The sequence below is a fragment of the Kaistia granuli DSM 23481 genome, assembly GCF_000380505.1.
Taxonomy (GTDB): Bacteria; Pseudomonadota; Alphaproteobacteria; order Rhizobiales; family Kaistiaceae; genus Kaistia; species Kaistia granuli.
Map to the genome: position 1 here is coordinate 101,902 of NZ_AQYH01000003.1, position 20,502 is coordinate 122,403.

At 65.7% G+C, this 20,502-nt stretch carries 20 protein-coding genes; 18 read left to right on the forward strand and 2 right to left on the reverse strand.

Translation table 11 applies throughout. The features are described from left to right. Window positions 1-123 precede the first annotated feature (123 nt). The 10 genes from G342_RS0102840 (at window position 124) to G342_RS0102885 (ending at window position 8,388) form a co-directional block, all read left to right on the forward strand. Window positions 124-459: an FtsB family cell division protein gene (locus tag G342_RS0102840; protein WP_018181589.1), complete on the forward strand. Its 336-nt coding sequence runs from the start codon at window positions 124-126 to the stop codon at window positions 457-459. A 167-nt stretch (window positions 460-626) separates the two neighbouring features. Further along, the gene (pdhA, locus tag G342_RS0102845; protein ID WP_018181590.1) at window positions 627-1,685 is read left to right on the forward strand and encodes a pyruvate dehydrogenase (acetyl-transferring) E1 component subunit alpha; all 1,059 of its coding nucleotides are present in this window, start codon (window positions 627-629) and stop codon (window positions 1,683-1,685) included. Between the two features lie 15 nt (window positions 1,686-1,700). After that, on the forward strand, window positions 1,701-3,089 hold the full coding sequence (locus tag G342_RS0102850; RefSeq protein ID WP_018181591.1) for a pyruvate dehydrogenase complex E1 component subunit beta: 1,389 nt from the start codon (window positions 1,701-1,703) through the stop codon (window positions 3,087-3,089). Window positions 3,090-3,093: 4 nt separating this feature from the next. Continuing rightward, on the forward strand, window positions 3,094-3,390 hold the full coding sequence (locus tag G342_RS0102855; protein WP_018181592.1) for a DUF5076 domain-containing protein: 297 nt from the start codon (window positions 3,094-3,096) through the stop codon (window positions 3,388-3,390). Window positions 3,391-3,397: 7 nt separating this feature from the next. Beyond that, on the forward strand, window positions 3,398-4,741 hold the full coding sequence (locus G342_RS0102860) for a pyruvate dehydrogenase complex dihydrolipoamide acetyltransferase (RefSeq protein WP_018181593.1): 1,344 nt from the start codon (window positions 3,398-3,400) through the stop codon (window positions 4,739-4,741). A gap of 75 nt (window positions 4,742-4,816) precedes the next feature. After that, window positions 4,817-6,232 (forward strand): dihydrolipoyl dehydrogenase, encoded by a 1,416-nt coding sequence (gene lpdA / locus G342_RS0102865; protein ID WP_018181594.1) that lies wholly within the window; start codon window positions 4,817-4,819, stop codon window positions 6,230-6,232. A 112-nt stretch (window positions 6,233-6,344) separates the two neighbouring features. Continuing rightward, window positions 6,345-6,599, forward strand: a complete 255-nt coding sequence (locus G342_RS0102870) for a GlsB/YeaQ/YmgE family stress response membrane protein (protein ID WP_018181595.1) — start codon at window positions 6,345-6,347, stop codon at window positions 6,597-6,599. Between the two features lie 80 nt (window positions 6,600-6,679). Next, window positions 6,680-6,928 carry a GlsB/YeaQ/YmgE family stress response membrane protein gene (locus tag G342_RS0102875; RefSeq protein WP_018181596.1) on the forward strand — a complete coding sequence of 83 codons (249 nt, stop codon included), beginning with the start codon at window positions 6,680-6,682 and terminating at the stop codon, window positions 6,926-6,928. A gap of 18 nt (window positions 6,929-6,946) precedes the next feature. Then, window positions 6,947-7,912, forward strand: coding sequence for a lipoyl synthase (gene lipA, locus G342_RS0102880; RefSeq protein ID WP_018181597.1), 966 nt, complete (start codon window positions 6,947-6,949; stop codon window positions 7,910-7,912). Between the two features lie 8 nt (window positions 7,913-7,920). Then, window positions 7,921-8,388 carry a type II toxin-antitoxin system RatA family toxin gene (locus G342_RS0102885; protein ID WP_018181598.1) on the forward strand — a complete coding sequence of 156 codons (468 nt, stop codon included), beginning with the start codon at window positions 7,921-7,923 and terminating at the stop codon, window positions 8,386-8,388. Between the two features lie 33 nt (window positions 8,389-8,421). Here the strand turns inward: G342_RS0102885 and G342_RS0102890 are convergent, their stop codons facing one another. Both G342_RS0102890 and G342_RS0102895 read right to left on the reverse strand, forming a co-directional pair. Continuing rightward, entirely contained in the window at window positions 8,422-8,925 is a 504-nt protein-coding gene (locus G342_RS0102890; protein ID WP_018181599.1) for a CinA family protein, read from the reverse strand. Further along, window positions 8,922-10,130 carry a bifunctional 2-C-methyl-D-erythritol 4-phosphate cytidylyltransferase/2-C-methyl-D-erythritol 2,4-cyclodiphosphate synthase gene (locus G342_RS0102895; protein ID WP_026304057.1) on the reverse strand — a complete coding sequence of 403 codons (1,209 nt, stop codon included), beginning with the start codon at window positions 10,128-10,130 and terminating at the stop codon, window positions 8,922-8,924. Before G342_RS0102895 ends, G342_RS0102890 begins: the two co-directional genes overlap by 4 nt. Before the next feature lie 247 nt (window positions 10,131-10,377). Between G342_RS0102895 and dusB the strand changes: the two genes are divergently transcribed. The 8 genes from dusB (at window position 10,378) to hflX (ending at window position 20,495) form a co-directional block, all read left to right on the forward strand. After that, complete coding sequence (dusB, locus tag G342_RS23015; protein WP_051094094.1) at window positions 10,378-11,316, forward strand: tRNA dihydrouridine synthase DusB; 939 nt, start codon at window positions 10,378-10,380, stop codon at window positions 11,314-11,316. A gap of 8 nt (window positions 11,317-11,324) precedes the next feature. Further along, complete coding sequence (locus tag G342_RS0102905; RefSeq protein ID WP_018181602.1) at window positions 11,325-12,446, forward strand: two-component system sensor histidine kinase NtrB; 1,122 nt, start codon at window positions 11,325-11,327, stop codon at window positions 12,444-12,446. A 1-nt stretch (window position 12,447) separates the two neighbouring features. After that, window positions 12,448-13,890 carry a nitrogen regulation protein NR(I) gene (gene ntrC, locus G342_RS0102910; protein WP_018181603.1) on the forward strand — a complete coding sequence of 481 codons (1,443 nt, stop codon included), beginning with the start codon at window positions 12,448-12,450 and terminating at the stop codon, window positions 13,888-13,890. Between the two features lie 134 nt (window positions 13,891-14,024). Beyond that, the gene (locus G342_RS0102915; protein ID WP_018181604.1) at window positions 14,025-16,304 is read left to right on the forward strand and encodes a sensor histidine kinase NtrY-like; all 2,280 of its coding nucleotides are present in this window, start codon (window positions 14,025-14,027) and stop codon (window positions 16,302-16,304) included. A gap of 14 nt (window positions 16,305-16,318) precedes the next feature. Beyond that, on the forward strand, window positions 16,319-17,683 hold the full coding sequence (gene ntrX, locus G342_RS0102920; RefSeq protein ID WP_018181605.1) for a nitrogen assimilation response regulator NtrX: 1,365 nt from the start codon (window positions 16,319-16,321) through the stop codon (window positions 17,681-17,683). A gap of 83 nt (window positions 17,684-17,766) precedes the next feature. Continuing rightward, complete coding sequence (locus G342_RS0102925; protein WP_018181606.1) at window positions 17,767-18,642, forward strand: D-amino-acid transaminase; 876 nt, start codon at window positions 17,767-17,769, stop codon at window positions 18,640-18,642. A 146-nt stretch (window positions 18,643-18,788) separates the two neighbouring features. Next, window positions 18,789-19,043 carry an RNA chaperone Hfq gene (hfq, locus tag G342_RS0102930; protein ID WP_018181607.1) on the forward strand — a complete coding sequence of 85 codons (255 nt, stop codon included), beginning with the start codon at window positions 18,789-18,791 and terminating at the stop codon, window positions 19,041-19,043. Next, complete coding sequence (gene hflX, locus G342_RS0102935; RefSeq protein WP_018181608.1) at window positions 19,044-20,495, forward strand: GTPase HflX; 1,452 nt, start codon at window positions 19,044-19,046, stop codon at window positions 20,493-20,495. It begins immediately after the preceding gene. Window positions 20,496-20,502: the final 7 nt, after the last annotated feature.

Sequence of the window (20,502 nt, forward strand, 5' to 3'; positions counted from 1 at the left end):
CTGCCTCGTTCAGAAAGCTGTGATCAAGGGGCAAACGCGCTGTGGCGCCGGCGGTGGAAACTCCGCGTTAATCGTCTTGCCCCATGATTTGTTCATCATGTTGCATCGCGTTCACAGTCCCTCATGACCACACGTCAGCGTAAGCATTCCAAACTTCGGTGGCTCATCCTTCCGCTCGGCTCCGTGGCCGTGATGGGGTATTTTGCCTACCACTCCTTCAACGGCGACTACGGCATCTGGTCGCGCGAGCGAATGGAGCGCGAAGCGGTCGTGCTCGAGAAGGAACTGGCCAAACTCAAGGTCGAACGGCAGTCTCTTGCAGCGCGCACGCAACTGCTCCGCCCGGAGAGTCTCGACCCGGACATGATCGACGAGCGTGCCCGCGCCAAGCTCAACGTCGCACAGGCCGATGAGCTTGTGATCAGCGTTGCTGCAGCGCAGCAATCCCTGCAGCATTGAATGTCGAAAAAAATACCGATGAACCATTATTCAGTTCATCGCTGTTTTTGATAATCAAGTCATGTAGTTGGCGCATGGCTCCGATGCTTCTCATGCATCTTGGAATGCCCATCGGCTTCGGATAACGTCCCGCCCATCAGTTTGGGAAACGCCCCGGAGAACAAGGCATGGCTGTAGCCAAAGCGAAAGTCGGCAGCAAATCTGCGCCGGCCGCCGGACGAAAGACTGCAGCGGTAAAGTCGGCGACGTCGACCCCCGCAGAGAACTTCTCCAAGGAGCAGGAACTCTTCGCCTACCGCGAGATGCTCCTGATCCGCCGCTTCGAGGAAAAGGCCGGCCAAATGTATGGCATGGGCCTGATCGGCGGCTTCTGCCACCTCTACATCGGTCAGGAAGCGGTCGTCGTCGGCATGCAGATGGCGATCCGCACCGGTGAGGACCAGACCATCACCAGCTATCGCGACCATGGTCACATGCTCGTCGCGGGCATGGATCCGAACGGCGTGATGGCAGAGCTGACCGGCCGGCGTAGCGGTTATTCGCACGGCAAGGGCGGCTCGATGCACATGTTCTCCATCGAGAAGCAGTTCTTCGGCGGCAACGGCATCGTCGGTGCGCAGGTTCCGCTCGGCACCGGCCTCGCCTTCGCCAACCGCTATCGCAAGACCGACAATGTCTGCCTGACCTATTTCGGCGACGGCGCCGCCAACCAGGGCCAGGTCTACGAGAGCTTCAACATGGCGCAGCTCTGGAAGCTGCCCGTGGTCTACGTCATCGAGAACAATCGCTACGCCATGGGCACGTCCGTGTCGCGCTCCTCGGCGCAGGCCGACTTCTCCCGTCGCGGCGTGTCGTTCGGCATTCCGGGCGAGAAGGTCGACGGCATGGATGTGCGCGCCGTCAAGGCGGCCGGCGACAAGGCCGTCGCCTGGTGCCGCGCCGGCAAGGGCCCCTACATCCTCGAGATCGAAACCTACCGCTATCGCGGCCACTCGATGTCCGACCCGGCCAAGTACCGGTCGAAGGACGAAGTCCAGAAGATGCGCAACGAGCACGATCCGATCGAGCAGGTTCGCAGCCGCCTGCTGGAGAAGAGCTGGGCTTCCGAGGACGATCTGAAGAAGATCGATGCCGAAGTGCGTGAAATCGTGAACAATGCGGCGGAATTCGCCCAGAACGATCCGGAGCCGGATGTTTCCGAGCTCTGGACGGACATTGTGAAGTAAGGCCGGGAGAAGACGATGCCGATCGATATTCTGATGCCGGCCCTCTCGCCGACCATGGAGGAGGGCACGCTCTCCAAATGGCTCAAGAAGGAAGGCGACCAGGTCAAGTCCGGTGATGTGATCGCCGAGATCGAGACTGACAAGGCGACGATGGAAGTCGAAGCCGTCGACGAGGGAACGATCGCCAAGCTTCTGGTGCCGGAAGGCACCGAGAACGTGAAGGTGAACACCAAGATCGCCGTGCTTGTCGCCGAAGGCGAGGACGCTTCCTCGGTGTCGAGCGCTCCGGCCGAGGCGCCGAAGGCCGCAGAAGCCCCGGCCGCCGCCGCGCCGCAGGCCGCGCCAGCCGCGCCCGCTCCGGTTCCCGCCGCTCCCGTCGCCGTGACGATCGCCGCCGATCCGGATATTCCGGCCGGCACCACCTTCGTCTCGACCACCGTCCGCGAAGCGCTTCGCGACGCGATGGCCGAAGAAATGCGCCGCGACCCCGACGTCTTCGTCATGGGCGAGGAAGTCGCGGAGTACCAGGGCGCCTACAAGGTCACCCAGGGCCTGCTGCAGGAATTCAGCGCCGACCGCGTCATCGATACGCCGATCACCGAGCACGGCTTCGCCGGTCTCGCCACCGGCGCCGCGCTGGCCGGGCTTCGGCCGATCGTCGAGTTCATGACCTTCAACTTCGCCATGCAGGCGATCGACCAGATCATCAACTCGGCCGCCAAGACGCTCTACATGTCCGGCGGCCAGTTGGGCGCCCCGATCGTCTTCCGTGGCCCGAATGGCGCCGCGGCCCGCGTCGGCGCGCAGCACAGCCAGGACTTCTCGTCCTGGTACAGCCACATCCCCGGCCTCAAGGTCGTCGTGCCCTACACGGCTGCCGACGCCAAGGGCCTGCTCAAGGCGGCGATCCGCGATCCCAATCCGGTGATCTTCCTCGAGAACGAGATCCTCTACGGTCACTCGTTCGACGTGCCGCAGCTGGATGATTTCGTCCTGCCGATCGGCAAGGCGCGAATCCACAAGCCCGGCAAGGACGTCACTGTCGTCTCGTTCGGTATCGGCATGACCTACGCGACCAAGGCGGTCGCCGAGCTCGCCGAGCAGGGCATCGACGCCGAGCTGATCGACCTGCGCACGCTGCGTCCGCTCGACATCGATACGGTGATCGAATCGGTCAAGAAGACCGGTCGCTGTGTCACCGTCGAAGAGGGCTGGCCGCAGAACTCGATCGGTTCGCACATCGCGTCCGAGCTGATGGAAAAGGCGTTCGATTTCCTCGACGCGCCGGTTCTCAAGGTGACGGGCAAGGACGTTCCGATGCCCTACGCCGCGAACCTCGAGAAGCTCGCTCTGCCCAACGTCGGCGAAGTCGTCGCCGCCGTCAAAGCCGTAACGTATCGGTAGCGCCATGGCCGGACACAAACGCGAGCTCGAAATTCCGCCCGGCGCCCTGGCCTCGGATGATGCCGCGGAAGTGTTCCGCGCCTGGATCGTCGACAAGGGTCTGGACGTCAGCTTCCGGACGGCGTTCGATGATCCTGCGACTTGGGGTATCCTCCTGGTCGACATCGCACGTCAGGTAGCGCGTGGATTTGAAACGGACGGCGTCTGCTCGGAAGAGCAGGCGCTGGACGCGATCAAGGCCATGTTCGATTCCGAATGGGACCGTCCGAACGACCTGGGCACGCCAGAATCACGCCAATAGGTGCTTTATGCCGATCAATATCCTGATGCCCGCGCTTTCGCCGACCATGGAAGAGGGAAACCTCGCCAAGTGGAACGTGAAGGAGGGCGACAAGGTCAAGGCTGGCGACGTCATCGCCGAGATCGAGACCGACAAGGCGACGATGGAAGTCGAATCCATCGATGAAGGCACGGTCGGCCAGATCGTGGTTCCGGAAGGCGCGCAGGGCGTGAAGGTCAATGCGTTGATCGCCGTTCTGCTCGCCGAGGGCGAGGACAAGAGCGCGATCGGCTCGGCCGCGCCGGCCGCAGCCGCTCCGGCGCCCGCGGCGGCTCCTGCCGCTGCCCCGGCTCCCGCAGCCTCCGCTCCCGCAGCGGCGCCGGCGGCCGCGCCCGCTCCGGCTGCCGTCCCGGCCGCCTCGTCGGGCGAGCGCGTCTTCGCATCGCCGCTGGCACGCCGTCTCGCCAGGGAAGCTGGCATCGACGTTTCCAAGGTGACCGGCACCGGTCCGCATGGCCGCGTCGTCCAGGCCGACATCGAGGCCGCCAAGAAGGGCGGCGTCGCCAAGGCCGCGCCGGCCGCTGCCGCGCCGGCTCCCGCCGCTGCAACGGCGGCTCCCGCCCATGCCGGCCCGACCGACGCGCAGACGCTCAAGCTGTTCGCCGAAGGCTCGTACGATCTCGTGCCGCATGACAACATGCGCAAGACGATCGCCCGCCGCCTGACGGAATCGAAGCAGAACGTCCCGCACTTCTACGTCACGGTCGACACCGAGCTCGACGCGCTGCTGGCGCTGCGCGAACAGATCAACGGTGCCGCGCCGAAGGACGCCGACGGCAAGCCCGCCTACAAGATCTCGGTCAACGACATGGTCATCAAGGCCATGGCGCTGGCGCTGAAGAAGGTGCCGGGCGCCAACGCCTCCTGGACCGATGGCGGCATGCTCGTCCACAAGGTGGTCGATGTCGGCGTCGCCGTGTCTATCCCGGGCGGCCTGATCACCCCGGTGGTCCGCAATGCCGAAATCAAGTCGCTCTCCGCCATCTCGAACGAGATGAAGGACCTGGCCAAGCGGGCGCGCGAGCGCAAGCTGAAGCCGGAGGAGTACCAGGGCGGCACGACCTCGGTCTCCAATCTCGGCATGTTCGGCGTCAAGGACTTCGCGGCGATCATCAACCCGCCGCATGCGACGATCCTCGCCGTTGGCGCGGGTATCCAGCAGCCGGTCGTCCGCAATGGCGAGATCAAGATCGCGACCGTCATGTCGGTCACGCTCTCCACCGATCACCGCGTCGTCGACGGCGCGCTCGGGGCCGAGCTTCTGCAGGCCTTCAAGGGCTTCATCGAGAAGCCGATGGCGATGCTGGTCTAGTCCAGCGCCGTCCTTTCGGCTCCCTTCTCCAGGCGGGGAGGGAGCCGCAAAACCCTTCACGTCAGCGAGACGAACATGGCCGCACCCTACGACGTCATCATCATCGGCTCGGGCCCGGGCGGCTATGTCGCCGCCATCCGCGCCGCCCAGCTCGGCCTCAAGACCGCCGTGGTCGAGAAGAGCCATCTCGGCGGCATCTGCCTGAACTGGGGCTGCATCCCGACCAAGGCGCTGCTGCGCTCGGCCGAGGTCTACCACTATTTCGAGCACGCCAAGGATTACGGCCTGTCCGCCGAGAAGATCGGCTTCGACATGGCGGCGATCACCAAGCGTTCGCGCGGCGTTTCGGCCCAGCTGAACCAGGGCGTCGGCGGCCTGCTGAAGAAGAACAAGGTCGACGTGATCTGGGGTTCGGCCGAGATCACGGCGCCGGGCAAGCTCACCGTCAAGGCTTCCGACAACCCGCCCAAGGGCGCGCTCGGCGGCGGCGACTACGAGGCCAAGAACATCATCGTCGCGACGGGCGCCCGCCCGCGCGCGCTGCCCGGCATCGAGCCGGACAAGAAGCAGATCTGGACCTATTTCGAGGCCATGGTGCCCGACAGCTTGCCGAAGTCGCTGCTCGTCATGGGCTCCGGCGCCATCGGCATCGAGTTCGCGTCCTTCTATCGGACCATGGGTTCCGAGGTGACGGTCGTCGAGGTGCTGCCGCAGATCCTGCCCGTCGAGGACGAAGAGATCGCGGCGCATGCCCGCAAGCGCTTCGAGAAGCAGGGCATCAAGATCCTGACCGGCGCCAAGGTGACCAAGGTCGTCAAGGCGGCCAATTCGGTCACGGCGACGATCGAGACTTCCGATGGCAAGACGCAGGAGATCTCGGCCGAGAAGCTGATCTCCGCGGTCGGCGTCGTCGGCAACATCGAGAGCCTCGGCCTCGAGAAGCTCGGCGTCAAGACGGATCGCGGCTGCGTCGTCATCGATGGCATCGGCAAGACCAACGTCCCCGGCATCTGGGCGATCGGCGACGTCGCTGGCCCGCCGATGCTGGCGCACAAGGCCGAGCACGAGGGCGTCATCGCCGTCGAGGCGATCGCCGGCCAGCATCCGCACCTGATGGACAAGGCCAAGATCCCGGGCTGCACCTACTGCAACCCGCAGATCGCCTCGGTCGGCCTCACCGAGAAGAAGGCGAAGGAAGCCGGCTACGACGTGCGCGTCGGCAAGTTCCCCTTCATCGGCAACGGCAAGGCGATCGCGCTCGGCGAGCCCGAGGGCCTGGTCAAGACCGTCTTCGACAAGAAGACCGGCCAGTTGCTCGGCGCCCATCTCGTCGGCGCGGAAGTGACCGAGCTGATCCAGGGCTTCGTCATCGCCATGAACCTCGAGACAACAGAGGAAGAGCTGATCAACGCCGTATTCCCGCATCCGACCCTGTCGGAGACGATGCATGAGAGCGTGCTCTCGGCTTATGGCCGGGCGATCCATATCTAGTTGCACGGATGCCGGGCCGCGATGCTCGCGGTACCCGGCGCCCGACGTCGATCGATGACGTGGCGACGGCTGTCATGGATCGACCGCCCGCGGTGAATCGAGAGAAAAGCGGATGGATCCGCAAGTAAAAAGCGTCCTGATCTGGGTGGCGATCGGCCTGATAGCCGGCTGGCTCGCCAGCATCGTGGTCGGCGGCGGCGGCATAATCCGCAACATCATCACCGGCCTGATCGGCGCGGTGGTCGGCGGATTTCTCGTCAGCTACTTCAATGTGCCCGTCAATCTCGGCTATGAATTCGCCAATCAGGTCGTCATCGCGGCGGTCGGCGCGGTGATCGTTGTCTGCCTGGCGAAGGTGATTGCATGACGGCCATGCGCGACACAAAGCTGGCGTTGCGCGCGGTCTTCCCCCATATGGTTCTTCACAATGGCTGATCGGGGCTCATCATGAACGGTGTCGGTATCTTCGCGACGATCATCATCGGCATCCTGGCCGGCTGGATCGCGTCGCGCGCCATGGAGCGCCGGCACGGGTTGATCATCAACCTGATCGTCGGCCTCGTCGGCGCCTGGATCGGCGCCGCGCTGGCCGCCGCCTTCAATATTCATTTCGCAGGTTTCGTCGGCAGCCTGGTCGTCTCGACCATTGGCGCGATCGTTCTCCTGTTCCTGCTCAGCCTCCTGCGCCGCGCGTAAGGGGAGTTCGGAGTTACCATGGTCGTCGTTCTCGATACGCGTACCGCCGGCAAGGACCTTCGGCCGCGCCACCCCGAAAAGGCGAACCGCCCGGAAACGCCGCTGCTGCGCAAGCCGGACTGGATCCGCGTCCGCGCGCCGGGCTCGCCCGTCTATCGCGAGACGCAGGAGATCGTGAAGAAGAACGGTCTCGTCACGGTGTGCGAGGAGGCCGGCTGCCCGAATATCGGCGAGTGCTGGTCGAAGAAGCACGCGACCTTCATGATCATGGGCGACACCTGCACGCGCGCCTGTGCCTTCTGCAACGTCCGCACCGGCATGCCAGAGGCGCTCGATCGCGCCGAGCCGGAGAAGGTGGCGGAAGCCGTCGCCAAGCTCGGGCTCGAGCATGTCGTCATCACCTCGGTCGACCGCGACGATCTCGCCGATGGCGGCGCACAGCATTTCGCCGACGTGATCTACGCGATCCGTCGCGCGGCACCGGGCACCACCATCGAGATCCTGACGCCGGACTTCCTGCGCAAACCGGGCGCGCTCGAAGTGGTCGTCGAGGCGCGCCCCGACGTGTTCAACCACAATCTCGAGACGGTGCCGTCCAAGTACCTCAAGGTGCGGCCCGGCGCCCGTTACTTCCATTCGCTGCGCCTGCTGCAGCGGGTGAAGGAGCTCGATCCCAACATGTTCACCAAGTCCGGCATTATGGTCGGCCTCGGCGAGGAGCGGAACGAGATCCTGCAGCTGATGGACGATCTGCGCGTTGCCGAAGTCGACTTCATGACCATCGGCCAGTACCTGCAGCCGAGCCGCAAGCACCATCCGGTCATCCGCTTCGTTACGCCGGACGAGTTCAAGTCGTTCGAAACGATCGCCTATGCCAAGGGCTTCCTGATGGTCTCGTCCAGCCCGCTGACGCGCTCGTCGCACCACGCCGGCGAGGATTTCGCCCGCCTGCGTTCGGCGCGCCAGGCCCAGCACCAGGGCTGAGGTCGCCAATGCCAAGCTTTTCGACCGAGCGGCATGTCGGCCATTCGGCAGACGAGATGTTCGCCCTCGTGGCGGATGTCGAGAAATACCCGCTCTTCGTGCCGCTCTGCGAGCGGCTGGTAATCCGGGGCCGCAAGCCGGACGGCACGCGCGAGCTGCTGATCGCCGACATGACGGTCGCCTACAAGATCATCCGCGAGACCTTCACCACCAAGGTCGTGCTGGATCGCGAGGCCGGTACGATCCGGGCGGAATATCTCGACGGACCGTTCAAGCATCTCGACAATATCTGGACGTTCACGCCCGTCGATGACGCGCACTCCACCGTCAGCTTTTCGATCGACTACGAGTTCCGCTCGCGCACGCTCTCGGCCCTGATGGGCGCGGTGTTCGACAAGGCGTTCCGGAAGTTCGCCGACGCCTTCGAGAAGCGTGCCGACGCCATCTACGGCGTCGTGCCCGAAGTGAGCGGGTAGCTCTGCGGCTCCGGCTCGGACCAGTCAGCCCTGTCAGCTCTCCTGCGTCGCCACCTCGCGCAGCAAGGCCAGCGCCTCGGAGACCGTGGCGAAGCGGACGCCGGAGCGGTCGCGATCCGCGAAGACATGGACGGCATGGCGGGCCGGCGAGCCCCGACGCATGACGCCGAAATGCACCAGACCGACCGGCTTCTCTGGCGAGCCACCGCCGGGTCCGGCGATGCCGGTGACCGCGATGGCGAGATCCGCACCGGACTTGGCCAACGCGCCTGCCGCCATGGCGAGCGCAACTTCCTGGCTGACGGCGCCAACGCGCTTGATCAGTTCCGCCGGCACGCCGATCATCTCGCTCTTGGCTTCATTCGAATAGGTGACGAAACCGCGGTCGACCACGGCCGACGAGCCCGCGATCTCCGTCAGCACGCCGGCGATCAGGCCGCCGGTGCAGGATTCGGCCGTTACGATCGTCAATCCGCGCGCGATGCAGAGCTCGATCAGGGCGCGGGCCGGGGCCTCGAGCGGGCTGAGATTGGTCATGCTTCCTCCGTGAAGGGCAGGCGGACCGTCGCGGTGGCGATCGCGGCAATGCCTTCGCCCCGGCCGACAAACCCCATCTTCTCATTCGTCGTCGCCTTCACCCCGACGCGGCCGGCGCTGATGCCGGCGATCGCGGCGATCCGAGCTCGCATGGCGTCGCGATGCGGGCCGATCTTCGGCTCCTCGGCGATGATGGCGAGATCGAGATTGACGATCGCGCCGCCGCGTTCCGCCACACGCTTCGCCGCGAAGGCCAGGAACCGGTCCGAGGATGCGCCACGCCATTGCGGATCGGAGGGCGGGAAGTGATCGCCGATATCGCCATCGGCGATGGCGCCGAGCACGGCGTCGGTCAGCGCGTGCAGGGCGACATCAGCATCGGAATGACCCGACAACTTGCGGTCGTGCGGGATCTCGATGCCGCCGAGCCAGACGCCGCTGCCCTCGGTGAAGGAATGCACGTCATAGCCGGTGCCGACGCGGGTCTCGCCGGCCTGAAGAAGCGCTTCCATGCGCAGCCGCTGATCCGCCATCTCGATGTCCTCCGGCATGGTCAGTTTGATGTTCGAACGCTCGCCGAGCACGATCTGGACGGGAATTTGGGCCCATTCGGCGATGCCAGCGTCGTCCGTGAAGCCCTCGGCGGATTCAGCGGCGAGCCGATGCGCGTCCAGTATGGCGGCGAGACGAAACGCCTGCGGGGTTTCGGCGGCATAGAGGTCGTCGCGCGAAACCGTGTCGGTGACGATGCGGGCGGCATCGCCGCGCTTCAGCGTGTCGGTCACCGGCGAGGCAGCCAGCACGGCGTCGGAGCCTTGCAGTCCGTCTATGACGCGATCGATCAGGGCCGGCGATGCGAAGGGGCGAACGGCGTCATGGATCAGTACATGGGTGACCCCGCGCTCCGCCAGCGCCTCCAGCCCGCGCCGGACCGAATCCTGCCGCGTTGCGCCGCCGGTGACGAAGGGCAGCAGTCCGGCCTGGCCGGCGACCGCCTCGCCATAGAGATCGGCATCATCGCCGTGGATGACGACGAGCACGTCGTCGATGCGCGGATGGGTGAGGAAAAGCGAGGTCGTGCGCCGCAGGATCGACTGGCCGCCGAGCGGGCGATATTGCTTCGGCAGATCACCGCCGGCCCGCACGCCGCGTCCGGCCGCCACGATCAGCGCCGCGATGCGCGAGGGGCTCACACTTTGGTTCATGGGCGAGAGATCCCCGCTGGAAATCGGCCTTGCGGCTGTTTTGACAGATGGTCGCATGGATCGGAGATTTCACACTGCAACGCAACAAGTCTCTTGCCGCGGTCCTCTCCATGACTAATATGTAGGCACCTTAACCCGTGCCTATTCGGTAGTCATATTGTCTGAAGTCCCAAATCCTGTCGCGCGCCTGGCCGCCCCTCTCGACATTGGCGGCGTGACGATCGCGAACCGGGTCCTGCTTGCCCCGATGTCCGGCGTGTCCGATCGCCCTTTTCGCAGGGTCGCGGCGTCATTCGGAGCGGGACTGGTGATTTCGGAGATGGTCGCGAGCGAGGAGCTCGCCTCCGGCAATGCCGAGACGGCGATGCGGGCCGAGGCGACCGGGAACGGCCTGCATGTCGTTCAACTCGCCGGGCGCGAGCCGCACTGGATGTCCGAGGGCGCCAAGGCCGCCGCCGATTCGGGCGCCGATATCATCGACATCAACATGGGCTGCCCCGCCAAGCGGGTGACGACCGGCTATTCCGGTTCGGCGCTGATGCGCGATCTCGACCACGCCCTGACGCTGGTCGAGGCGACGGTGGCGGCGAGCCCGGTCCCCGTCACGCTGAAGATGCGGCTCGGCTGGGACGACAAGACCATCAACGCGCCCGAGCTGGCGCAGCGCGCCGAGAATGCCGGCGTCGCGATGATCACCGTGCACGGCCGGACGCGCTGCCAGTTCTACAAGGGCACGGCCGACTGGGCCGCCATCGCCGCCGTCAAGCAGGCGATCTCGATCCCGCTGATCGCCAATGGCGATTGCGTCAGCGTCGACAGCCTGGCGCCGATGCTGGCCGCCTCGGGCGCCGATGGCGTCATGGTCGGGCGCGGCGCCTATGGTCGCCCTTGGATGCCGGGGCACCTGGCGCGCTTCGCCGCCACCGGGACCATGCCGGAAGCGCCACGCGGCGACGCGCTGATCGATCTGGTGGTCGGACATTTCGAGGAAATGATTGAGCTCTATGGGCCGGTCCTGGGCGTCCGCAACGCCCGCAAGCATCTGAGCTGGACCATCGAGGCGCTCGGGCCCGAGGCTATGGCGGCGGAGGCGCGCCTCGCCATCATGACCGAAACCCATCCCGACCGCGTGGCCGCCCTGCTGCGCCAGCACCTTGGCGATGCCGAAACGAGGAGAGCCGCGTGAACAGGAACATGGCTCCGAGCGACATCGCGACCGCCGCTGGCGGCTCAGCGTCGATCCTGCTCGACGCCTTGCCACATCCGATCGTGATGATCGACGGGGCAGGGCATGTCACCGACGCCAACAGCGCCGCGCAGGATTTCTTCCAGGCCTCGATCGCCGTGCTGCGGCGCCAACCGATCGCCCATTTCGTGCCGTTCGGCAGCCCGCTGCTCTCGCTGATCGAGCAGGTGCGGACCCGCGGCGCCGCCGTCAACGAATATCGCGTCGATGTCGGCACGCCGCGCAATGGCAGCGACCGGATCGTCGACATCTATGCCTCGCCCGTGCCGGAGCGGCCGGACTCGGTCGTCATCCTGCTGCAGGAAAAGACGATGGCCGAGAAGATCGACCGCCAGCTCACCCATCGCGGCGCGGCGCGCTCGGTGACGGGGCTTGCCGCCATGCTGGCGCATGAGATCAAGAACCCGCTTTCCGGCATTCGCGGCGCCGCCCAGCTGCTGGAATCGTCCGTCGACGACGAGGACCGCGCCCTGACGCGCCTGATTTGCGACGAGACGGACCGGATCGTGAAGCTGGTCGACCGCATGGAGGTGTTCTCCGACGAGCGTCCGGTCGAGCGCGCGCCGGTCAACATCCATGTCGTGCTGGAACATGTGAAGCGGCTGGCGCAATCCGGCTTCGCCCGCAATATCCGCATCATCGAGGAATATGATCCGTCGCTGCCGGCGGTCTATGCCAATCGCGACCAGCTGGTGCAGGTCTTCCTCAATCTGGTGAAGAACGCCGCCGAGGCGATCGGCCATGACGACAATGGCGAGATCCTGCTGTCGACGGCCTTCAAGCCCGGCATCCGGCTCTCCGTTCCGGGTTCGACCAACCGGGTCACGCTGCCGCTCGAATTCACGGTGCGCGACAATGGTCCCGGCGTGCCGGCGGACATGCTGCCGCATCTGTTCGACCCCTTCGTCACCACCAAGACCAACGGCTCCGGCCTCGGCCTGGCACTCGTCGCCAAGATCATCGGCGACCATGGCGGCGTCATCGAATGCGATTCCCAGCAGAGCCGCACAACCTTCCGTGTGTTGATGCCGGCATTCCCGGGCGAAGCACCTGCAGACAAGGACAACTGACATGGCGACCGGCACCATCCTCGTGGCTGACGACGACGCGGCGATCCGCACCGTGTTAAACCAGGCTTTGTCCCGCGCCGGCTACGAAGTCCGCCTGACCTCCAACGCGGCGACGCTGTGGCGATGGGTCAGCCAGGGCGAGGGCGACCTCGTCATCACCGACGTCGTCATGCCGGACGAAAACGCCTTCGACCTGCTGCCGCGGATGAAGCGCGCCCGGCCGGAACTGCCTGTTATCGTCATGAGCGCGCAGAATACGTTCATGACCGCCATCCGCGCCTCCGAGCGCGGCGCCTACGAATACCTGCCAAAGCCGTTCGACCTGAAGGAGCTGATCTCGATCGTCGGCCGGGCGCTGGCCGAGCCAAAGCAGCGCGCCAAGGACGCCCGCATCGACGACGGCAGCGAGAACATCCCGCTGGTCGGTCGCTCGCCCGCCATGCAGGACATCTATCGGGTGCTGGCGCGACTGATGCAGACCGATCTGACGGTCATGATCGCCGGCGAGTCGGGCACCGGCAAGGAACTTGTCGCCCGCGCGCTGCATGACTACGGCAAGCGCCGCACCGGGCCCTTCGTCGCCATCAATATGGCCGCCATCCCGCGCGACCTGATCGAGAGCGAACTGTTCGGCCACGAGAAGGGCGCCTTCACCGGCGCGCAAGCCCGCTCCGCCGGCCGCTTCGAGCAGGCCGAGGGCGGCACGCTCTTCCTCGACGAAATCGGTGACATGCCGATGGAGGCGCAGACACGCCTGCTGCGCGTGCTGCAGCAGGGCGAATACACGACGGTCGGCGGCCGCACCGCGATAAAGACGGATGTCCGCATCGTCGCCGCCACCAACAAGGACCTGCGAATCCTGATCAACCAGGGGCTGTTCCGCGAGGACCTGTTCTTCCGGTTGAACGTCGTGCCGATCCGCCTGCCGGCGCTGCGCGAGCGCTCGGAGGATATCCCCGATCTGGTTCGTCACTTCTTCACGCTGGGCGAGAAGGATGGCCTTCCGCACAAGCAGATCGAGGTCGCGGCGGTCGAGCGGCTGAAGCGCTACCGCTGGCCGGGCAATGTGCGCGAGCTGGAAAACCTGATCCGGCGCCTGGCAGCGCTCTACCCGCAGGACACGATCACCGAGAACATCATAGAAGCGGAACTCGACCAGCCGGCGGCCGCGATGCCCGCGGACGGCGCGGCGATGGAGGATACGTTGATGAGCTCGGTCGAGCGGCACCTCTCGACCTATTTCCACGGCTTTGGCGAGGGATTGCCGCCGCCCGGCCTCTATCACCGCATCCTGCGCGACGTCGAATACCCGCTGATCAGCACGGCCTTGGCGGCGACGCGCGGCAACCAGATCAAGGCGGCGGAGCTGCTCGGCGTCAACCGCAACACGCTCCGCAAGAAGATCCGCGACCTTGACGTCCAGGTGATGCGCAACCCGCGCTGACAAGCCGGGGCGGACCGGCGCCTGTTGCCGGTTCGCCACATTGATGTTGCAATTCGGTCCCAGTGTCCCCGCATGAAGGGCTCTGAGAACCGTATGCGATTCTGGCATTTTGACCTCTCCGGCGGAGCCGCGGCATGATCGCGGCGAATGAACCGGCTTTGGCGGACGGCACAGTCGCGCCTGAATCCGAGCGTCGCCGCCTGCGCTTCACCGTGCGCGCGGCAGGTTACGTCACCGTCATTCTGGCGCTGACCTGCGCCTGCCTCAGCTTCTTCCTGCTGATGGGACTGACGCCGGTCGAGCCGACCGCTCCCGTCGTGTTCTGGGCGCTCGCCGTCAACGGCGTGCTCACCGGCCTGCTGATGCTCGAGCTCGGGCTCGAGGTCGCCATGCTGATCCGGGCCCGGCGTCGGGGACGCGCCGCGGCGCGACTGCACATCCGGATCGTCGGGCTGTTCAGCATCGTCGCCGTCGTGCCGGCCATCCTGATCGCCGTGGTGGCCAGCATCACGCTGAACCGGGGCCTCGACCATTGGTTCTCCGAGCGCACCCGCGCCATCGTCGATACCTCGCTGTCGATCGCCCAGGCCTACGCCGAAGAACACGCGCGCACGCTGAAGGTCGATATTCTGGGGCTGAAGTCCGACTTTGAGCGCGCGCAGGTGCTCTTGGAGCAGAACCCGGACCGGTTCCAGTCGTTCATGAATTCGATGGCGGCGCTGCGCGGCATTCCCGGCGTGTTTCTCGTCAAGCCGGACGGCACGCTGATCGCCCAGGCCAATTTCCAGTTCTCGACCGGCTATCTGCCGCCGCCGCCCGACGCCCTGACGCGCGTCGCCAAGCCCGGCTCGGAACCGATCCTGATCGCGCCCGGCGCCACCAATGTCGTCGGCGCGCTTGTCCGGCTCGACAACTACACCGACGTCTTCCTCTACATCACGCGCGAGATCGACCCGAAGGTCATCCGCTACATCGCCGAGACGACGGCGAGCGTGAACGAATATAAGAGCCTGGAGGCGACCCGCCTCGGCGTGCAGATCGCCTTCGGCCTGCTGTATCTGGGCCTGGCCCTGGTCGTGCTGCTCTCCGCCGTCTGGCTCGGCATCGGCTTCGCCAACCGGCTCGTCTCGCCGATCCGCCGGCTGATCGACGCCGCCGACGAAATCGGTCGCGGCAATCTCGAAGTGCATGTGCCGTTCAAGAGCTCGGACGGCGACCTCGGCGCGCTCGGCGCGACCTTCAACACAATGACGGCCGAACTCCGCAGCCAGCGCCACGAACTGGTGGCCGCCAGCGAGCAGATCGACAGCCGCCGCCGCTTCACCGAGGCGGTGCTCGCCGGCGTCAGCGCCGGCGTGGTCGGAACCGACGCGAACGGCGTCGTCACCATTGCCAACCGGGGCGCGCTGCGCCTGCTCGGTCTCGACCAGGAGGACACGCTCGGCCGGCCGGTGATCGAGATCGTGCCGGAGCTGTCCCAAGTGGTGTCGGCGGCTCTTGCCGAGACCAACCGGACCGAGCATCGCGACCAGGTATCGGTCGTCCGCGACGGCCGCGAGCGCACCATCAACGTTCGCGTCACGACCGAGGAATCCGACACGTCCGACCACGGCTATGTCATTACGCTGGACGACATCACCGATCTGGTGACGGCGCAGCGCAGCGCCGCCTGGGCCGACATCGCCCGCCGCATCGCACACGAGATCAAGAACCCGCTGACGCCGATCCAGCTTTCCGCCGAGAGGCTGAAGCGCCGCTTCGGCAAGGGGATCGTCGAGGGTCGCGAGGTCTTCGACCAGTGCACCGACACGATCATCCGTCAGGTCGGCGATATCGGCCGCATGGTGGACGAGTTCTCGTCCTTCGCGCGGATGCCGAAGCCGACCTTCGAGGAGCGCGATCTGGGCGAGGCCGCGCGCGAGGCCGTCTTCCTGATGGAAGTCGCCAATCCGGAAATCACGTTCGAAGTCAACCTGCCGGAGCAGCCGCTGATCGGGCGGTTCGACCCGCGCCTGATCTCGCAGGCCTTCACCAATCTGGTCAAGAACGCCACCGAGGCCATCGCGGCTGTGCCGGCCGACGATCCGATCCCGCCGAAGATCACGGTGCAGGCTCGCGTCGAAGGCGACTTCAACATCGTCGAGATCATCGACACAGGCATCGGCCTGCCACATGAAAACCGGCACCGCCTGCTGGAGCCCTACATGACGACGCGCGAGAAGGGGACCGGCCTCGGCCTCGCCATCGTCAGCAAGATCATCGAAGAACATGGCGGGCATCTCGACCTGCTCGATTCGCCTGCCGTTGCCGCTGGGGGGCGGGGCGCCATGGTCCGGATCACCTTGCCGCGTCCGTCGCACGACGGCGGGGCAAGCCCCGGCGCCAACCACAAGACCAATCCCGTAGACGCCTGACGAAGATAGAGATCATGCCATCCGATATTTTGATCATCGATGATGAAGCTGACATCCGCGGGCTCGTTGCCGGAATCCTCGAGGACGAGGGTCACGGAACGCGGACCGCTGGCGATACCGATACCGCCCTCGCCGAAATCGAGAAGCGCCGGCCGACGCTGATATTCCTCGACATCTGGCTGACCGGCAGTCGCATCGACGGCCTGGCTCTGCTCGACATCATCAAGGCGCAGCATCCCGACCTGCCGGTCGTGATGATCTCCGGCCACGGCAATATCGAGACGGCCGTGTCGGCGATCCGGCGCGGCGCCTACGACTATATCGAGAAGCCGTTTAAGTCCGACCGCCTGCTGCTCATCGCCGAGCGGGCGCTGGAAGCGTCCAAGCTTCGCCGCGAGGTGCGCGACCTGCGCGAGCGGGCAGGGGATTCCAACCGCCTGGTCGGTTCCTCGATCGCGATGAGCCATCTGAAGCAGACGATCGAACGCGTCGCGCCGACCAACAGCCGCATCATGATTTCCGGCCCGTCCGGATCGGGCAAGGAACTGGTGGCGCGCGCCATCCATGAATCCTCGCTGCGCATGGATGGCCCGTTCGTCGTCGTCAATGCGGCGGCGATCACGCCCGATCGCATGGAGCACGAGCTGTTCGGGACCGAGAACGGCACCGGCTCGACGCGCGTCGTCGGCGCTCTGGAAGAGGCGCATGGCGGCACCCTCTACCTCGACGAAGTCGCCGACATGCCGAGGGAGACGCAGGGCAAGATCCTGCGCGTGCTGATCGACCAGAGCTTCCAGCGCGTCAACGGTACCGCCAAGGTCAAGGTCGACGTCCGCATCATCTCGTCGACGGCGCGCGATCTCGAGCACGAGATCCAGGACGGCGCCTTCCGCGAGGATCTGTTCCATCGGCTCTCGGTTGTGCCGCTGCGCGTGCCGGCGCTGGCGGAACGCCGCGACGACGTGCCCGAGCTCGTCACCCACTTCATCGACCAGATCTCGCGCACGACGGGGCTGCCGATCCGCACTGTCGGCTCGGACGCGATGGCGGTGCTGCAGACGCATGACTGGCCGGGAAACATCCGCCAGCTGCGCAACAACATCGAGCGGCTGCTGATCCTGGCGCGCGGCGACGAGAGCCAGGCGATCTCGGCGGACATGCTGCCGCCGGAGGTGGGCGAGATGCTGCCGACGACGCCCAATCGTGGCGGCGAGCATCTGATGTCGTTGCCGCTGCGCGACGCGCGCGAGATCTTTGAGCGCGAATATCTGACGGCGCAGGTCAACCGTTTCGGTGGCAACATTTCCCGCACGGCCGAGTTTGTCGGGATGGAACGCTCGGCCCTGCACCGGAAGTTGAAATCGCTCGGCGTCGGTTGACGGCCGCCGGCGTCGCATTGTCCGATGCGGCGCGCCCGGCGGCGGTCGCCGATGCCTGATTCTCTTCGCCCAGCAGGAATGCCATGTCGCGCTTTGCCTATGTGAACGGTCTCTACCTTCGTCACGCCGAGGCCGTCGTTCACGTCGAGGACCGTGGCTACCAGTTCGCTGACGGCGTCTACGAAGTCTGCGAGATCCGCAACGGCCGGCTGATCGACGAAGCGCTGCACATGGCCCGGCTCGAGCGCTCGCTGAAGGAACTGCGCATCGCGCAGCCAATGAGTCTCGCCGCGCTCGGCGTTGTCCTGCGCGAAGTCGTTCGCCGCAACAAGGTGACCGAGGGCCTCGTCTATCTGCAGATCACCCGCGGCGTCGCGCCCCGCAATCATCTGTTCCCCGCCGAAGGCACGCCGCCATCGATCGTCGTCACCTCCAAATCTGCGCCCAGCAGCGCCGGCGATAAGAAGGCGGAGAAGGGCGTTTCGGTGATCAGCGTCCCGGACAATCGCTGGGAACGGGTCGACATCAAGACGGTCTCGCTGTTGCCGAACGTGCTCGCCAAGCAGGCGGCCAAGGAGGCCGGAGCCTACGAGGCCTGGTTCGTCGACGCTGACGGCATGGTGACGGAGGGCTCCTCCACCAATGCCTGGATCGTCACGCCGGACGGCGTCCTCGTCACACGACCGGCCGAAAGCGGCATCCTGCGCGGCATCACCCGCACGGTGCTGTTCGAAGTCGCCAAGGCGGCGGGCCTCAAGATCGAGGAACGCCCGTTCAGCCTGGCGGAAGCGCATGCTGCGCGCGAGGCCTTCTTCACCGCGGCGACGGCGATCGTGATGCCGGTAGTCGAGCTCGACGGACGCCCGATCGCGAATGGCGCTCCGGGAACGGTGGCGACGGAACTGCGCCGGCGTTTCCACGACTTTGCCACCGCGGCGCCGGCCCGCATGCGCGGTTGAGCCGCCGGCCGAGATTCGCACAGCTTTGCACTGCGTCGCATTTCTTGGTGACGCGCGGCGATTCTGCGGGCAAAGTGACACGAGGCCGGAACGTGAACCGGCCGCCGGGACTTGGTCCCCAACAAGGTTAAGCGTGAGAGACAAGAATGGCAGAACGCGCCCAAAATCTACAAGACACGTTCCTCAACCATGTCCGCAAGAGCAAGATCCCGCTGACGATTTTCCTCGTCAACGGTGTGAAGCTGCAGGGCATCGTCACCTGGTTCGACAATTTCTGCGTGCTGCTGCGGCGGGACGGCCATTCCCAGCTCGTCTACAAGCACGCCATCTCCACCATCATGCCGGGCGCTCCCGTTCAGCTCTTCGAGCCGGGCGAAGAGGGCGAGCGGCCAGGAGCCTGATTGTCCGAGAATAACGATCTGCCGGAAGGCGCCGAAGGGCCCGAGGCATCCGATAGTCATATCGAAACCAAGCATGTGCCGGAGCGGGCATTGGTGCTCGTTCCCGTTCGTCCAGCGCGCACGCGGCGGGCAGAAGCCGAAAAGAGCGGCGTCGACCGTAGCCCGACCGCCCGCGTCGAGGAAGCGATCGGGCTGGCACGGGCCATCGAACTCGACGTGGTCGACGGCATCGCCGTGCCTTTGCCGATGTTCAAGCCGGGCACGCTGTTCGGAACCGGCAAGGTCGCCGAGATCGCCGAGCGCGTCGAAGCCGATCATATTGGCCTGGTCATCGTCGACCACGCGCTGACGCCGGTTCAGCAGCAGAATCTCGAAAAGGAATGGAAAGCCAAGGTCATCGACCGGACGGCTCTCATCCTCGAGATCTTCGGCGAACGCGCGCAGACTCGTGAAGGCACGCTGCAGGTCGAACTCGCCCACCTCAACTACCAGAAGAGCCGTCTCGTCCGCAGCTGGACCCACCTAGAGCGCCAGCGCGGCGGCTTCGGCTTCCTCGGCGGCCCCGGTGAAACCCAGATCGAGGCCGACCGGCGCGCGCTCCAGGAGCGCATCTCCCGGATCGAGCATGAGCTTGAGACCGTCGTGCGCACCCGCCGGCTGCAGCGCGAGAGCCGCCGCAAGGTGCCGCAGCCCATCGTGGCGCTCGTCGGCTACACCAATGCCGGCAAGTCGACGCTGTTCAACACGCTCACCAAATCGGACATCTTCGCCAAGGACCTGCTGTTTGCGACGCTCGATCCGACGCTGCGTCGGCTGAAGCTGCCGCACGGCACCGAGGCGATCCTGTCGGATACGGTGGGTTTCATCTCCGACCTGCCGACACACCTCGTGGCCGCCTTCCGGGCGACGCTCGAAGAGGTGATCGAAGCGACGCTGATCCTGCATGTTCGCGACATCGCGCATGAAGACAGCGAAGCCCAGGCCCGCGACGTCATGAACGTGCTGGAACAACTGGGCGTCGAAGTGGGCAAGACGGACCGGCTGATCGAGGTCTGGAACAAGATTGACCTGTTGCCGGAAGAAGCCCGGCCGGCGGCGCGCGCCAATGCCGACAAGGGCAAGCCGGCCATCGTGCCGATCTCGGCCCTGACCGGCGAGGGCGTCGCTGGCCTGCTCGACATGGTCGAGCAGCGACTGAACGAGGGGCGGCCGGTCTATACCGTGTCGCTCTCGGGCGAGGCGTTGGCGAAGCTGCATCGGCTCTATGAGCTTGGCGAGGTGCTGACGCGCCTCGACGAGGAAGACGGCAGGACCATCGCCACCATCCGGGTGCCGGAGAAGCACGAACAGAGCTTCCACCGCGAATTCCCGGGCGCGAAGCTGCTGCCCTCATCTGAGAAGGCGGCGGCCAAGGCGGCCCCGCAGGTCTGGGATCCGATCGACAAAAGCTGACCGCCAT

Coding starts and splice junctions, on each gene's coding strand:
- G342_RS0102860 (WP_018181593.1), top strand. CDS start 3,398: ATGCCGATCAATATCCTGATGCCCGCGCTTTCGCCGACCATGGAAGAG.
- G342_RS0102890 (WP_018181599.1), bottom strand. CDS start 8,925: ATGACCAATCTCAGCCCGCTCGAGGCCCCGGCCCGCGCCCTGATCGAG.
- G342_RS0102850 (WP_018181591.1), top strand. CDS start 1,701: ATGCCGATCGATATTCTGATGCCGGCCCTCTCGCCGACCATGGAGGAG.
- ntrC (WP_018181603.1), top strand. CDS start 12,448: ATGGCGACCGGCACCATCCTCGTGGCTGACGACGACGCGGCGATCCGC.
- G342_RS0102915 (WP_018181604.1), top strand. CDS start 14,025: ATGATCGCGGCGAATGAACCGGCTTTGGCGGACGGCACAGTCGCGCCT.
- G342_RS0102875 (WP_018181596.1), top strand. CDS start 6,680: ATGAACGGTGTCGGTATCTTCGCGACGATCATCATCGGCATCCTGGCC.
- dusB (WP_051094094.1), top strand. CDS start 10,378: ATGTCCGGCGTGTCCGATCGCCCTTTTCGCAGGGTCGCGGCGTCATTC.
- G342_RS0102895 (WP_026304057.1), bottom strand. CDS start 10,130: ATGAACCAAAGTGTGAGCCCCTCGCGCATCGCGGCGCTGATCGTGGCG.
- lpdA (WP_018181594.1), top strand. CDS start 4,817: ATGGCCGCACCCTACGACGTCATCATCATCGGCTCGGGCCCGGGCGGC.
- G342_RS0102840 (WP_018181589.1), top strand. CDS start 124: ATGACCACACGTCAGCGTAAGCATTCCAAACTTCGGTGGCTCATCCTT.
- G342_RS0102925 (WP_018181606.1), top strand. CDS start 17,767: ATGTCGCGCTTTGCCTATGTGAACGGTCTCTACCTTCGTCACGCCGAG.
- hfq (WP_018181607.1), top strand. CDS start 18,789: ATGGCAGAACGCGCCCAAAATCTACAAGACACGTTCCTCAACCATGTC.
- G342_RS0102905 (WP_018181602.1), top strand. CDS start 11,325: ATGGCTCCGAGCGACATCGCGACCGCCGCTGGCGGCTCAGCGTCGATC.
- ntrX (WP_018181605.1), top strand. CDS start 16,319: ATGCCATCCGATATTTTGATCATCGATGATGAAGCTGACATCCGCGGG.
- G342_RS0102855 (WP_018181592.1), top strand. CDS start 3,094: ATGGCCGGACACAAACGCGAGCTCGAAATTCCGCCCGGCGCCCTGGCC.
- G342_RS0102885 (WP_018181598.1), top strand. CDS start 7,921: ATGCCAAGCTTTTCGACCGAGCGGCATGTCGGCCATTCGGCAGACGAG.
- pdhA (WP_018181590.1), top strand. CDS start 627: ATGGCTGTAGCCAAAGCGAAAGTCGGCAGCAAATCTGCGCCGGCCGCC.
- G342_RS0102870 (WP_018181595.1), top strand. CDS start 6,345: ATGGATCCGCAAGTAAAAAGCGTCCTGATCTGGGTGGCGATCGGCCTG.
- lipA (WP_018181597.1), top strand. CDS start 6,947: ATGGTCGTCGTTCTCGATACGCGTACCGCCGGCAAGGACCTTCGGCCG.